At 68.9% G+C, this 13539-nt stretch carries 9 protein-coding genes; 6 read left to right on the forward strand and 3 right to left on the reverse strand.

Annotated elements, in window-relative coordinates; translation table 11 throughout:
- The first annotated feature begins 8 nt into the window (after positions 1 to 8).
- The 5 genes from Q0C41_RS02170 (at position 9) to Q0C41_RS02190 (ending at position 5141) form a co-directional block, all read left to right on the forward strand.
- A complete protein-coding gene (locus Q0C41_RS02170; RefSeq protein WP_291980805.1) occupies positions 9 to 854 on the forward strand; it encodes an ABC transporter ATP-binding protein in 846 nt (281 codons plus the stop codon).
- 9 nt (positions 855 to 863) lie between these two features.
- Positions 864 to 2138 (forward strand): ABC transporter permease, encoded by a 1275-nt coding sequence (locus Q0C41_RS02175; RefSeq protein WP_291980806.1) that lies wholly within the window; start codon positions 864 to 866, stop codon positions 2136 to 2138.
- A 55-nt stretch (positions 2139 to 2193) separates the two neighbouring features.
- Entirely contained in the window at positions 2194 to 3072 is an 879-nt protein-coding gene (locus Q0C41_RS02180; protein WP_291980807.1) for a sulfurtransferase, read from the forward strand.
- A gap of 141 nt (positions 3073 to 3213) precedes the next feature.
- Entirely contained in the window at positions 3214 to 3660 is a 447-nt protein-coding gene (locus Q0C41_RS02185; RefSeq protein ID WP_291980808.1) for a SufE family protein, read from the forward strand.
- A complete protein-coding gene (locus Q0C41_RS02190) occupies positions 3657 to 5141 on the forward strand; it encodes a sulfatase-like hydrolase/transferase (protein WP_291980809.1) in 1485 nt (494 codons plus the stop codon). The genes Q0C41_RS02185 and Q0C41_RS02190 overlap by 4 nt, the downstream gene beginning before the upstream one ends.
- A 120-nt stretch (positions 5142 to 5261) precedes the next feature.
- Here the strand turns inward: Q0C41_RS02190 and Q0C41_RS02195 are convergent, their stop codons facing one another.
- On the reverse strand, positions 5262 to 7397 hold the full coding sequence (locus Q0C41_RS02195; protein ID WP_291980810.1) for a prolyl oligopeptidase family serine peptidase: 2136 nt from the start codon (positions 7395 to 7397) through the stop codon (positions 5262 to 5264).
- A gap of 164 nt (positions 7398 to 7561) precedes the next feature.
- On the opposite strand from Q0C41_RS02195, the gene Q0C41_RS02200 reads away from it, so the two are divergent.
- Positions 7562 to 8416, forward strand: a complete 855-nt coding sequence (locus Q0C41_RS02200) for a PIG-L family deacetylase (protein ID WP_367079087.1) — start codon at positions 7562 to 7564, stop codon at positions 8414 to 8416.
- 69 nt (positions 8417 to 8485) lie between these two features.
- Here the strand turns inward: Q0C41_RS02200 and Q0C41_RS02205 are convergent, their stop codons facing one another.
- Together Q0C41_RS02205 and Q0C41_RS02210 are read right to left on the reverse strand one after the other, a co-directional pair.
- Positions 8486 to 12319 (reverse strand): SdrD B-like domain-containing protein, encoded by a 3834-nt coding sequence (locus tag Q0C41_RS02205; RefSeq protein ID WP_291980812.1) that lies wholly within the window; start codon positions 12317 to 12319, stop codon positions 8486 to 8488.
- Positions 12320 to 12423: 104 nt separating this feature from the next.
- A complete protein-coding gene (locus Q0C41_RS02210; RefSeq protein ID WP_291980813.1) occupies positions 12424 to 13422 on the reverse strand; it encodes a hypothetical protein in 999 nt (332 codons plus the stop codon).
- Between the last annotated feature and the right edge of the window lie 117 nt (positions 13423 to 13539).

Here is a 13539-nt window from a genome sequence, read left to right on the forward strand (position 1 = left end):
GGGCAGCCATGCTCGTGCTCTCCCACATCGTGAAGCGCTACGGCCCTCGTGTCGCGGTCGACGACCTGTCGATCGAGGTCCGACCCGGCGAGATCCTCGGTCTGCTCGGGCCCAACGGTGCGGGCAAGAGCACGACGATGCACGTCGCGACGGGGCTGCTGCGGCCCGATGCCGGCACGGTCGCCATCGGTCAGCACGGATCGCCGTCCAATCCCGAGGCGCGTCGTCGTCTCGGGCTGGCGCCGCAGAATCTCGCCGTGTACGACCTGCTGAGTGCCGAGGAGAACCTCGTGTTCTTCGGGCAGCTGTACGGACTGTCGGGGGCGCTCCTGAAGGCGCGGGTGGATGCGTCGCTGGCGTTCGTCGGCCTCGGCGACCGACGTCGCGATCGGGTGGAGACCTACTCCGGCGGCATGAAGCGGCGCCTGAACATCGCGGCCGCCGTCCTGCACGAGCCCGACCTGGTGCTGCTCGACGAGCCGACCGTCGGCGTCGATCCCCAGTCGCGCAACGCCATCTTCGACAGCATCGAAGCGCTGCGCGCGCAGGGCCGGACGCTCGTCTACAGCACGCACTACATGGAGGAAGCCGTCCGGCTGTGCGACCGCGTCGCGATCATCGATGCCGGCCGCGTTCTCGCGCTCGACACCGTGCCTGCGCTCATCCAGTCGCTCGGCGGCACCCCGACCCTGCACGTGCGGCTGCCGGGACGGGAGGTCGTGGTGCAGACGCGCGATCCGCTGGCCGAACTCAATCGCCTCTCGCTCGAGGCGCCGGTCGAGTCGTTCCGCGTGGACGAGCCCACGCTGGAACAGGTGTTCCTGACGCTCACCGGGCGCACCCTGCGCGACTGAGGACCTGTCATGTCAGCCATGCTTGCCATCGCCATCAAGGACCTGCGGACGTTCAGCCGCCAGCGTGCCTCGCTGTTCTTCACCTTCATCTGGCCCGTCTGCGTGGCGGTGCTGTTCGGCATGCTGTTCGGCGGCAGCAACCGCACGACGCCCAGGCTGCCCGTGGTCGTGGTCGACGAGGACAACACGCCGACGTCGAAGGTCTTCGCCGATCGCCTGATCGCGCGCGACACGTTCGAGGCGATCCGCGGCACCCGGCCCGAGGCCCTCGAGGCGGTGCGCAAGGGCCAGCGGACGGCGGCGATCATCCTGCGCCCGGGCTTCGGGGAGGCGTCGTCGCGGATGTTCTACGGCACGCCGCCGGAGGTGCAGGTCTACACCGACCCGAGCCGGCAGGCCGAGCGCGGCATGCTCGAGGGTCTGCTCATGCAGCAGGGCGCCGAGCGGATGCAGTCGATGTTCACGGACCCGGCCGGCAGTCGCGAGAACGTGCAGAAGGCGCTTGGCGACCTGAAGACCGCGGGCCCCGGCACCAGCCCTGGGCTCGAGGCATTCCTCGGCCAGCTCGACACCTTCCTCGCGACGCCCGATGCGGCGCAGCTCGCCCCGGGCGGCGACGCCCAGGGTGGCGCGGCTGCCTGGGAACCGCTGCGGATCACCAACGAGGACCTGGAGCGGCAGCGCGTCGGGCCGCGCAACGGCTACGACCTGACCTTCCCGCAGGCGATGCTGTGGGCCGTGTTCGGCTGCGTCATGGCCTTCGGCACCACCTTCGCGTCCGAGCGGGTGCGGGGCACCCTCGTCCGCCTGCACGTCTCGCCGCTCTCGCGCGGGCAGGTTCTGGCCGGCAAGTCGCTCGCCGCCCTCCTGGCCATCTGCATCGTCGAGTGCCTGCTGATGGTGCTCGGCGTGGCGGCGTTCGGCGTCCGCGCCTCGTCGTGGAGCCTGCTGCTGCTGGCCATCGTCAGCACGGCGGTGGCCTTTGTCGGCATCATCCTGCTGCTGGCCTCGCTGGCGCGCACCGAGCAGGGCATCGGCGGCATGGGGCCGGCGGTGATGATGCCGTTGTTCCTGCTGGGCGGAGCCATGATGCCGCTGATGTTCATGCCGCCGTGGCTGGCGACGCTTGGCTACCTCAGCCCGGTCCGCTGGGCGATTCTGGCGCTCGAGGGCGCGATCTGGCGCGACTTCGGTCCAGCCGAGATGGCCGGCCCGTGCGCGATCCTCCTCGCCGTCGGGCTCGTCACATTCGTCATCGGGGCCAGGCGGCAGGAGGCCGAGTGATCGGCGCCTGTGCCATGCTGACGCGTTGCCATTCGGAAGTCCCCTGGAGCCATACATGACGATCGCCAACAAGGGCTATGCCCATCCCGATGCCCTCGTGTCGACCGAGTGGGTCGCCGAGCATCTGCAGGATCCGCAGGTCCGCCTCGTGGAATCCAACGAAGATCCGCTGGTCTACCCGTCCGGGCACATCCCCGGTGCCGTGCAGATCGACTGGACCAGCGACCTGAACGACCCGCTGCGCCGCGACTACATCGCCGCCGCCGACTTCGCCGCGCTCGTCTCGCGGTTCGGCATCACCCCCGACACGACCGTCGTCCTGTATGGCGATCGCAACAACTGGTGGGCCTGTTACGCGTTCTGGGTCTTCCAGCTGTTCGGCCACACCAACGCCCGCATCCTCGACGGCGGCCGGTTGAAGTGGGAGAAGGACGGGCGTCCGCTGACGCGCGAGGTCCCGACGTACGCGGCCTCGACCTATCCGGTGCCGTCGGCGCGTGACGACGCGGCGCATCGCGCGTTCCGCGCGCAGGTGCTCGCCCACAGCGAGGCCGGTGGACAGCTCGTGGACGTGCGATCGCCCGACGAGTACACGGGCGCCAAGCTGCACATGCCGGAGTACCCGCAGGAAGGCGCGATGCGTGGCGGGCACATCCCCGGGGCGAAGAGCGTGCCGTGGGCCCGCGCCATCAACCCGGAAGACGGCACGTTCAAGGACGCCGAGCAGCTCAAGGCCATCTACCTCGGGGAGAAGCAGCTGGACCCGTCGAAGGAGACGATCGCCTACTGCCGCATCGGTGAGCGCAGCAGCCACACCTGGTTCACGCTGAAGTACCTGCTCGGGTTCGACCACATCCGGAACTACGACGGCAGCTGGACCGAATGGGGCAACCTCGTCGGCGTCCCTGTCGCCAAGGGACCCGAAGAAGGGTAGGGACGGCTCTCCGAGCCGTCCGTCATCGCGTGATGTGACGGCCCGTTCGGAGAACGGGCCCTACCCGACGTGGCCTTACCCACGTGGGCCCTACCCGACGTGAGGGGACGCGGCCGAGGGCCGTATGACGAAGGCCGAGAGATGACGACGAAAGAGAAGCTCGAGGAGTTGCAGGAGACGCTGGACATGTTCGCGGATCCCTCCGGCAGGGCGGACTTGCTGATCGGCTTTGCCGACAAGTTCGCCACCGTGCCGCCGGAGGTGGCCACGCCGCCCTGGCCGAAGAGCCATCAGGTGCCGCAGTGCGAGTCCGAGGCCTACGTGTGGGTGACGCTGCACCCTGATCGGACCGTGTCGCTGCACTTCGCCGTGGAGAACCCGAGTGGCATCTCGGCCAAGGCGCTGGCGGTGATCCTGGACAAGGTCTACTCGGGGCAGCCCGCCGAGGACGTGCTCGCGCTCGACACGGAGATCGTCGAGCGCGTCTTCCGCCAGAACATCTCGATGGGCAAGGGCCTGGGCCTGAAGTCGATGGTGCTGGCGGTGCAGGCGCTCACGCGCGACGCGCTGAAGCGGGCACAGGCGTGAGGCGTGCCGCGCGCCTCGCCTTGCCCGCCGTGGCGGCCCTGGCCCTGCTCGCGGCGGGGGCGACGGTCTCCACGCACGACCGGCTGACGGCCGGCTCGGAGAGCCGGCCCTACCCCAGCCAGGGCCCCGACTCCCGTCGACCCAACCTGTTGGTCATCGTCACCGACGACCAGGCCAACTGGAGCCTGACCTCCTACGGCAACCCGGACTCGAAGACGTCGCAGATCGACAGGCTCGCGCAGGAAGGCGTGCGGTTCTCGCGGGTCTTCACGCCGTCACCGGTCTGTTCCCCGAGTCGCGCCACGATACTGTCGGGCCGGTACGGCACCGAGGTCGGCATCACCGACTGGATTTCGCCGCAGGAAGGCGAGGCCGGTCTCGGGCTGCCGCCAGAGACCACGACCTGGGCCGAGGCGCTGCAGCGCGCCGGCTACCGCACCGGCCTGGTGGGGAAGTGGCACCTCGGGACCGCGCCCGAGTTCCATCCGACCCGCCACGGCTACGGGCACTTCCTCGGGTTCCTCGCCGGCGGGTCCACGCCCATGAACCCGAAGCTCGAGGACAACGGCGTGGTCCGCGAGTTCCCCGGCGCCGAACCCGACGTCATCACCGACGCCGCGCTGGCGTTCCTCGCGCGCGAAGCCGGCGGCCCGTTCGCGCTGTCGGTGCACTACCGCGCGCCGCACCTGCCGTACGGGCCCGTCCCCGAGCAGGACATGGCCCCGTTTCGCGACGCCCAGGTCGCCATTCCGATCTTTCCGGGACTCGATCAGGCGCAGGTCCGGCAGTGGACGCGCGAGCACTACGGCAGCATCCACTCCATCGATCGCAACGTCGGCCGTCTGCTCGATCGTCTGCAGCAGTCCGGGTTGGACCGCACCACCATGGTCGTCTTCACGAGCGACCACGGCTACAACATCGGGCATCACGGCCTGCACACCAAGGGCAACGGCACCTGGATCGTCGGCGGCGTGCCGGGACCGACGATGCCGAACATGTTCGACACGTCGCTGCGTCCGCCGTTCCTGGTGCGGGGACCGGGCGTCACCGGCGCCGGCCGCGTCGTGGACGAGATGGTGACCTTCGAGGATCTCTACCCGACGCTGCTGTCACTGGCGGGCGTGCCGATGCCGGCAGAGGCCCCGCGGCACGGCCGCGACATCACGCCGCTCCTGCGCGGCGAGACGGTGCCGCAGTGGCGCGATGCGGTGTTCGGGCAGTACGACATCCACCACTACGCGATCGCCCACCTGCGCATGATTCGCGAGACTCGCTTCAAGCTGGTGCGCTCGTACGGGACGACCACGAAGGATCAGCTGTTCGACCTTGAGAGCGATCCGGACGAGCGCAAGAACCTCTGGGGCGCCCCCGACCAGCGCGACCGCCGCCGCTCGATGGAGCGACGGCTGCGCGAGTGGATGGCGTCGATCGACGACCCGGTGCTGAAGGAGACGGGGCTGCTGTTCCAGCCCGCTTCGTAATTCGAAATTTGAACTTCGAAATTCCCGGCGGCTCGGCCCTCGGCCCTCGCTCGCTCGAGATATTCCGCGGGGCGTCGGCGAAGCCGCGCCCCGCCAGAATTTCAAATCTCGAATTTCAAATTATCGAAGGTTTGCTCTCAAGAAGGCCCACCGATCGGCGGCCTCCTCGATCTGCTTGCTCGTGGGTTTGCCGGCGCCGTGGCCGGCCTTGGTCTCGATCCGGATCAGGACCGGCTGCGGGCCCGTGTGGGCCGCCTGCAGCGCGGCCGCGAACTTGAAGCTGTGGGCAGGCACGACGCGGTCGTCGTGGTCGGCCGTCGTCACCATCGTGGCCGGATACGCGGTGCCCGGCTTCAGGTTGTGCAGCGGCGAATACTTGTAGAGGACGTCGAAGCCCTCCTTCGTCTCCGAGCTGCCGTAGTCCGACTTCCACGCCCAGCCGATGGTGAAGCGGTGGAAGCGCAGCATGTCCATCACGCCCACCGCGGGCAGCGCTGCCGCGAACAGATCTGGGCGCTGCGTCATGGCGGCGCCGACGAGCAGGCCGCCGTTGCTGCCGCCGCCGATGGCCAGCTTCGGCGAGGACGTGAACTTCTGTGCGATCAGGTACTCGGCCGCGGCGATGAAGTCGTCGAAGACGTTCTGCTTGTTGGTCAGGCGGCCCGCGTCGTGCCAGGCCTTGCCGTACTCGCCGCCACCGCGCAGGTTGGCCACCGCGTAGATGCCGCCCAGTTCCATCCATGCCAGGTTGGCCGGCGAGAACGACGGCGTCAGCGAGATGTCGAAGCCGCCGTACCCGTAGAGGTACGTCGGGTTGGTGCCGTTCTTCGTCAGCCCCTTCTTGTGGGTGATGAACATCGGGATGCGGGTGCCGTCCTTCGACGGGTAGAACACCTGCGTCGTCTCGTACTGCGTCGGGTCGAAGGCGACCTTCGGCTGGCGGAACAGCGTGCTGCGCCCGGTGGCCGCGTCGAGCCGGAAGATGGCCGTCGGGTAGGCGAACGACGCGAACGCGTAGAAGCCCTCGGGCTGTTCGCGGCGGCCAGAGACGCTCACCGCCCCGATCGTCGGCAGGGCCACCTCGTGTCGCAGCGCGCCATCGAGGCCGTGAATGCGGATGCGGTTCTGGGCGTCGATCTGCCACGTCGTCACGAACTGGTTGCCGATCATCGTGACGTCGTCGAGCACGTCCTGCTTCGGCCCTTCGGCGATCAGGGTCTTCCAGGCGGACGGCGTCGCCTGGCCGAGCGTGATGGCGACGAGGCGCTTGCGCGGCGCACCCTGGTTGGTCAGCACGTAGAACGTCGCGCCGTCGTTGCCCACGACGGTGTAGGAGGCGTCGAAGGCGTCGAGGAAGGGCTGGACGGGACTGCCGGCCTTCGTCAGGTCCTTCACGAAGATGCGGTTCTTCGGGTCGGTGCCTTCGCTCTGGTAGATCAGCAGGTACGTGCCATCGTCGGTGACCTCGGCGCCGAGGCCCCAGTCGGGGCGGTCGGGGCGGGCGTAGGCCAGCGTATCGGCGTCCTGTGGCGTCCCGATCTTGTGGAAATAGACCTTCTGGTTCTTGTTGACGCCGGTGAGCGCCTCGCCGGGCTTCGGCGCGTCGTACCGACTGTAGTAGAAGCCCGAGCCGTCCTTCAGCCAGGCGGCGCCGGAGAACTTCGACCACCGCACCTCGTCGGCGAGGTCGTTGCCCGTGGCGACCTCGCGGACCTTCCAGCGAATCCAGTCCGAGCCGCTCTCCGACAACGAGTAGGCCATGTACCGGCCGTCGTCGGAGAACGTGGTGCTGCCCACGGCGATGGTGCCGTCGGCCGACAGCGTGTTGGGGTCGAGGAGCACCTCGGGCGGTGCGTCGAGGCTGCGGGTCCGGTAGTAGACGGCCTGGTTCTGGAGGCCGTCGTTGCGGGTGAACACGTAGTGCGCACCGCGCTTGCGGGGCAGGCCGTAGCGCTCGTAGTTCCACAGCGTGGTCAGCCGCTGCTTGAGGGTGTCGCGCCCAGGAATCTTGTCGAGATAGCCGAAGGTGACGGCGTTCTGGGCCTCGACCCATGCCTTCGTGTCGGCGGCGTTGTCGTCCTCGAGCCAGCGGTACGGGTCGGCGACCTTCGTGCCGAAGTAGTCGTCGACCTGGGGATCCTTCCGGGTCTCGGGGTACGAGGCGGGGGCTGCCGGGGCCGCGGTCTGGGCGGTGGCCGGCGCGCCGGCCGTGGCGATGAGCGGTGCGGTCATGGCAAGGGCGAGCAGGGTACGCATGGGTCTGGGAACTCCAGCCACCTTGATAGCACAGCCGTCGACCTGAAGGTCGACGGCTGTGCCGGGTCCGTTGTAGCCTTCCCGCGGCGGCCCTCCGGGCCGTGCCCCTCTCTCAGGAGTCCCCCGTGCGTCTCAGAGCATCCCTGTTGTTCCCCGCGCTGGCCATGGTTCTGGCCGCTGCACCGACTGCGTCCGCCCAGCCTGCCCCGGCGGGCAAGCTGAGCATCATCATGTTCGGGGCGCATCCCGACGACTGCGACATCCGCTCGGCCGGCACCGCCGCCAAGTGGGTGGCCCTCGGCCACAAGGTCCGCTTCGTGTCCGTGACCAACGGCGATGCGGGACATCACGAGATGGGCGGCGGCGTGCTCGCGGCCCGTCGTCGGGCGGAGGCGCAGGAAGTGGGCCGCCGTCTGGGCATCGAGTACGTCGTGCTCGACAACCACGATGGCGAACTGGTGCCGAGCCTGAAGGTGCGCGAGCAGATGATCGCGCAGATCCGCGAAGTGAAGGCTGATCTCGTCCTCGGCCCCCGCCCCAACGACTATCACCCGGACCATCGCTACACCGGCGTGCTGCTCGGCGACGCGGCGTTCATGGTGACCGTGCCCAACATCCTCACGCACGTGCCGGCGCTGACCAAGAACCCGGTCTTCCTCTACTACCAGGACGGCTTCCAGAAGCCCAACGTGTTCTCGCCCGACATCGCGGTCGACATCACCGACACCTTCGAGAAGAAGATCGACGCGCTCGACGCGCACGTGTCGCAGTTCTACGAGTGGCTGCCGTGGCACTCCGGCCGCCTCGACCAGGTGCCCAAGGACGTCAAGGCGCGCCGCGAGTGGCTGAAGAAGGACCGCGCCGGCAACATCTCGCCGACCATGCGTGCGGCTCTCGAGAAGTACTACGGCAAGGAAGGTGCGGCCAAGGTGCAGCACGTCGAGGCCTTCGAGATCTGCGAGTACGGCAAGCGCCCCTCGGCGGCCGACATCAAGACGCTGTTCCCGTTCCTGCCGTAAGCCGGCCGGTCGCCGGCCCCGCACCCGGCGCGGGGGGCACGTCGAGTGCCCCTCGTGGGTGCGCCGCGCTCACCTCAGGCGCGTCCCGACGACGTTCGATCCCGCGGCCCAGACGACGCCCTCCGCGTTGCCGTACATGGCCCGCTCCACGACGATCTCGGGAGCGGGCGGGCCGAAGCTCTCGACCACGGCGCCGAACCGCCGACCCGCCGCCTCCGGGAACGTCAGGCTCACGGGCACGCTCTCGCGGCTGTTGGGAAGCAGGGTGATCTGGCGCACCGCCGTCGTGCCGTCCTCGAAGACCAGCGTCACCTGCGCCGTGCCGCCCGTGGACGACGTGTTCGCGATCAGGATGTAGGTCTCGACGCTGAACGGACCTCCGACCTGCCCGTCGGCCAGGCCCCACTTGGTGCTCGTGCGCTCGGCGCCGGCGCTGTTGTGGCCCTCGTGCCACGTGCTGCCGTCGCCCGGCCACCACATCGCGCGCTCGACGATGATGGGCACGGCGTTGGTGGAGCGCACGCGCGCCGACACCGCGGTGCTGGCCAACTGCGGGTCCTCGAAGTCCACCCAGATGTTGAAGCGGCTCTGCGGCGCCACGCTGTAGGTCCTGGTGAGGACCGTGCCCCCGGGCAGCAGGTAGTCGACGCTGACCTGCGCTGGCGTCGTCTGGGGATTGGCGATGAGGACGAACAGGTCGAAGTAGTCGCCGGTCGCGCCCTCCGCGAGGAACCACTCGGTGGCTGGTGCCGTGACGCCGGCGCTTTCGTGGCCGGCGTCGAACGTCCGGCCTCCGTTGTTGCGGTACATCGCCCGCTCGACGATGACCGGAATGTTATTGGTGCCTCGGATGACTGCCGAGACTTCCGCTGCGGCCAGCTCCGGCGCCTCGAGATTCACCCAGATGTTGAAGCGCGTATTCGGCGTGATCGTGTATGCCTTGACGATGGGGGCCTGCGGCGCCGGCAGCAGGTACGTGACCTCGACGCTGGCCGTTGTCGGGTTCGGGTTCTGGAGCAGGTAGAACAGGTTGAACCCGCCGATCGTGGCGCCTTCCGCGAGGTACCACTCGAGCGCCGGTGCGGCGATGCTGGTCTCTGCATGGCTGCCGTAGCCGCGCGCGTCCCAGCGCATGGTGCGGTCGGCGATCACGGGCTGACTGGACGTGATCACGGTCGAGAACTCGGCGTTGTCGAGCCCGGGTAGCTGCTTCGGAGTCACCGTGGCCCGCGCGAGCCCGGCCAGCGGCACGTCGTGCGCCACCGTCGTCCCGTCGCCCTTGAGGAAGGTCAGCGTGGCCGTCGTGGCCTGCCCGGTCGCGTTGAGCAGCGCGATCTCGGTCTCGAAGAACGCACTCGTCGCGCCCTCGGCGAAGTAGCGCGTGAAGCTGCCGACTTCGGCCAGGAAGAACGCGGCGACGCGGTCGCTGGCCAGGTTGGCGAAGACCTGACTCTGTGGCGTGAAGACGAACGACGGCTGCGTGGGTGTGACCGTGTACGTGCCGCCATCGGGCAGGTCGGCGAACGCATATTCGCCGTCGGCGTTGGTCACCGTCGCGCGCGTCGCCGAGCCGGTCACGTTCACGGCGACGCCCGCGACGCCGGTGTCGTTCAGGTCGCGGACCGTCCCGGTGATGGCCCACACTTTCTCGCCCGTGAAGTTGCCCGTCTGGTTGGCGGCAATCGACGTGAACGTCCGCGTGGTCGGCGTGAACACGTGACCTGCCACCGACGGCGAGACCGTGTACGTGCCCGCCGACAACCCGCTGAAGGTGTAGACACCCGACGCGTTGGTGGTGGTCGAGGCGGTGCTCGCGCCCGACAGCTGCACGCTGACGCCACTCATGGGCGTGGCGCCGTTCAACTGGATCGTGCCCGTGATCGAGTACGTCTGGCCGGCGCCGACGCCGACCGCCCAGTCGGAGAGCGTGGTGACGCCGGCACGGGTGACCTGTCCGGCGGCCGAGGACGTGCGCGCGCAGTCCCAGGCGGCGCCGGTGAACCGGCACGCCGAGGTGCTCTGATGATCGGCGACCGCGTGCGGCAGCGTCACGCTGAGGTCGAACCCCGCGCCGACGGGCGTCATCGTCCAGTACCGCCCGGTCTGCTGCTCGGGGCCTGCCGAGGGATGCGTCACGTCTCGGCGGTCGATCTGGACGCTCGACAACGACCCGAGCGCCGCCACGTTCAGGAGGGCACCCGTCAGGCCGAAGGCGTTCGACCCGCCTGCCATCGATCGCGTCTTGCGGATCACGCCGAGGTTCGTCAGCGTGCCGCTGACGCTGGCGTTGTTGGCCGCCTGCACCTCGACGAGGGTCGTCGCCGGCGAGACCGCGAGGTTGGCAAACGTGGAGGCCACGGACAGATCGAGTAACTGCGCGCCCGTACCGGCAAACGTCAGCGTGTTGCCGCTCGTGCGCAGCGTCCCGCCCGTGCGCGTGAAGGGGCCGGTGATTGTCGCCGTCGGGCGCTGGATGTCGAGGAATCCACCCGTGTGCGTCAGCGCGGCGAAGGTCACCGACGCGGCGTTGTCGAACACCGCCTGACTGCCGACAACGCGCGTGAGGCCAGGATGTGCATAGGCGGACAACACCTGCACCGTGGCGGCGAACTCGAGCACGCCCGTGCCGGTGAAGGTGAGCCCCGCCTGCAGCGTGCTGCTGTTGTTGAGCCTGAGCACGGTGCCGTCGCCGACGTTCAGGGCACCCCCGACGGTGTTCGCGCCGCCGCTGAGGACGAGCGTGCCCTCCTGCACGTGCAGCGTGCCCGTCGATGCAAGCGTGTGTCCATGCGTGAACGTGGCGGCCGTGGTCTTCCGGACGATGCCGCTGTTGACGATGCGCTCACTGGCGAGCGTCCCGGCCAGCACGAGCAGCCCCGGGCTGACGTTGTCGAATGTGCCCGAGCCACTCGGGAGCGCGCCGGTGTAGGTCATCGTGCCGCGGTTCTCGAGGATGGCGTCGGTGTGCAGCGTGCCGCCGGTCCGCATACCGGTCACCGTCGTCGCGAGAACGACCCTGCGGTTGCTGCCGCCGACGATGAAGCCGCCGGTCCAGGCGAACGAGCCCGTGATGGTGAGGTCGCCCGAGACGGTGGTCAGCGAGCCGCCCGACAGCGTGACCGAGGCGACCGACCACGTGGTGTCGGCGACGATGTTCTGGTTGCTGCCGACGACGAGGGCTCCGGCACCCGCGATAGAGGCACCTGCCGTGTAGTTCGTCGTGACGCCTGCCCCGGTGCTCTGCAGCGTCGCGCCAGCGCCCACGACGACCGGCCCGGCGATCACATTTGGACCGCCCGTGCCGTTGAGCACCAGCGTGCCGGCCTGCACGTCGAGGGTGCCGGATGACTCGACACGGCCGGTAAGCACACATGTGGAAGCGGTCGTCTTCCGGACGATGCCGCTGTTGACGATGCGCTCACTGGCGAGCGTCCCGGCCAGCACGAGCAGCCCCGTGCCGCTGTTGTCGAATGTGCCCGACCCGCTGGGGAGCGCGCCGGTGTAGGTCATCGTGCCGCGGTTCTCGAGGACGGCGTTGGTGTGCAGCGTGCCGCCCGTCCGCGTGCTCGTGGACCCGGCGGCCAGCACCATCGCCGCCCCGTTGCCGCCGATGACGAACCCGCTCTGCCATGTCAAGGTGGTGGTCACCGTCAGCGTCGCGGCGACCGTGAGCTGCACGCCGCTGAGCGTGAGGGCATCAACCGTGACTGGCGCGTCGACCGTGACAAGGCGGCCGCCCGGGAGGATCGCGTGGTCGCCGTTGCCAGGGACGACGCCGCACGACCAGTGCGTCGGGTCGCTCCAGAGGCCGGAACTCGTGTAGGTGCACTCGAGTGCGCGGACTGGTTCAGGCAGGGCCAGAAGGACAAACGCGATGAGCGCGAGCAGGCGGGCACGGGACATGGGTCACTCCTGGAGCCACCCGCAGGAGTGGCCTCACCATGGAGTGACCCGCGGTCCCGATCTGTTTCGCGTGCGCCTCGTCGGGAGAAGGTAGGGGCCGCCGCTCAACGACGGCGGGCGCGCAGCCGTGCCAGGCCGACGACCCCGTAGCCTATCGCGGCCAGCGCCAACGGCGAAGCGTCTGGGACCTGCGCTGCGAACTGCAGGTCCACCCGCGCGAGGTCGCGGAAGTTCCAGGTCAGCCCATCGAGATTCAGGTACACGTGGTTGGCATCGAAGCCCAATCGGCCAGCGTCGAGTCCGGCGACGTTCGTGAGGGGGTCGAGGCTGGCGCCGATGATGTCGGGGACGGTGCCATTGGCGTCGCTGAACACGAACCCTTGGAAGCCGCCGCCCAGGAACTGGGTCGGGGCAAAGACACCGAAGTAGTCGATCCGGATGAAGTCGTCGGCCAGGTCGACGACGAAGTCGTTCAGAGGCTGCGGCCGAAACTCCTGGGGGACTGTCGAGGCCACGCGCGTGCCACGATCGATGGCGACGGTGCCCGGCGTACCGACGTCATACGTCCACCGAACCTCTTGCCCGAGGAACGCGTCGGGGTCCGCACCGGCAAACTGCACCTCGACCTCGATGACATTCGTGAAGTTGACGGTCAGGCCATCGAGATTGATGTAGATGCCGTTGGCATCGAAGGTGACCCGCGTCGCATCGAGGCCGGCGACGTTGGTGCTGGCGCTGAGCTGGACGCCGCTGATGTCGGGTATCGTGCCGTTCGTGTCGGTGAACCCGAACCCCTGGAAGTCGCCACCCAGGAACTGGGTCGGGGCGAAGACGCCGATGTAGTCCATGCGGATGACGCTGCCGCCGAGATCGACCGCGAAGTCGTTCAGTGCCTGTGGCTGGAACTCCTGGGCGGCGGCCGAGGCCACACGCGTGCCTCGGTCGAAGGCGATGGTGTCCACCGTCCCGGCACCGAAGCTCCAGCGCACCTGATTGCCGATGAGCCCGGCGTTGGCCCCGCTCGCGGACGCGAGCCACGCGGCGACGAGCAGCGCGGGACGGATCGCCGCGCGCAAGAAAGCACTGGTGTTGGCGCATGTCATCGACCTTCTCCTTGCAGGCGGCGCAGTGCAGAGGCGCAGCGCAGACGGGGCTCGGGACTCTCCGTGGGCGCCACCCACAGCGGTGGCGTCAGCTGGAGTGATCCGCCACCCCGATCT

This window comes from Luteitalea sp., from assembly GCF_022842525.1.
Taxonomy (GTDB): Bacteria; Acidobacteriota; Vicinamibacteria; order Vicinamibacterales; family Vicinamibacteraceae; genus Luteitalea.

Excerpts from the sequence above, each read along its gene's own strand:
- Q0C41_RS02170 (WP_291980805.1), top strand. The coding sequence starts at position 9 with ATGCTCGTGCTCTCCCACATCGTGAAGCGCTACGGCCCTCGTGTCGCG.
- Q0C41_RS02175 (WP_291980806.1), top strand. The coding sequence starts at position 864 with ATGTCAGCCATGCTTGCCATCGCCATCAAGGACCTGCGGACGTTCAGC.
- Q0C41_RS02180 (WP_291980807.1), top strand. The coding sequence starts at position 2,194 with ATGACGATCGCCAACAAGGGCTATGCCCATCCCGATGCCCTCGTGTCG.
- Q0C41_RS02185 (WP_291980808.1), top strand. The coding sequence starts at position 3,214 with ATGACGACGAAAGAGAAGCTCGAGGAGTTGCAGGAGACGCTGGACATG.
- Q0C41_RS02195 (WP_291980810.1), bottom strand. The coding sequence starts at position 7,397 with ATGCGTACCCTGCTCGCCCTTGCCATGACCGCACCGCTCATCGCCACG.
- Q0C41_RS02200 (WP_367079087.1), top strand. The coding sequence starts at position 7,562 with ATGGTTCTGGCCGCTGCACCGACTGCGTCCGCCCAGCCTGCCCCGGCG.
- Q0C41_RS02205 (WP_291980812.1), bottom strand. The coding sequence starts at position 12,319 with ATGTCCCGTGCCCGCCTGCTCGCGCTCATCGCGTTTGTCCTTCTGGCC.
- Q0C41_RS02210 (WP_291980813.1), bottom strand. The coding sequence starts at position 13,422 with ATGACATGCGCCAACACCAGTGCTTTCTTGCGCGCGGCGATCCGTCCC.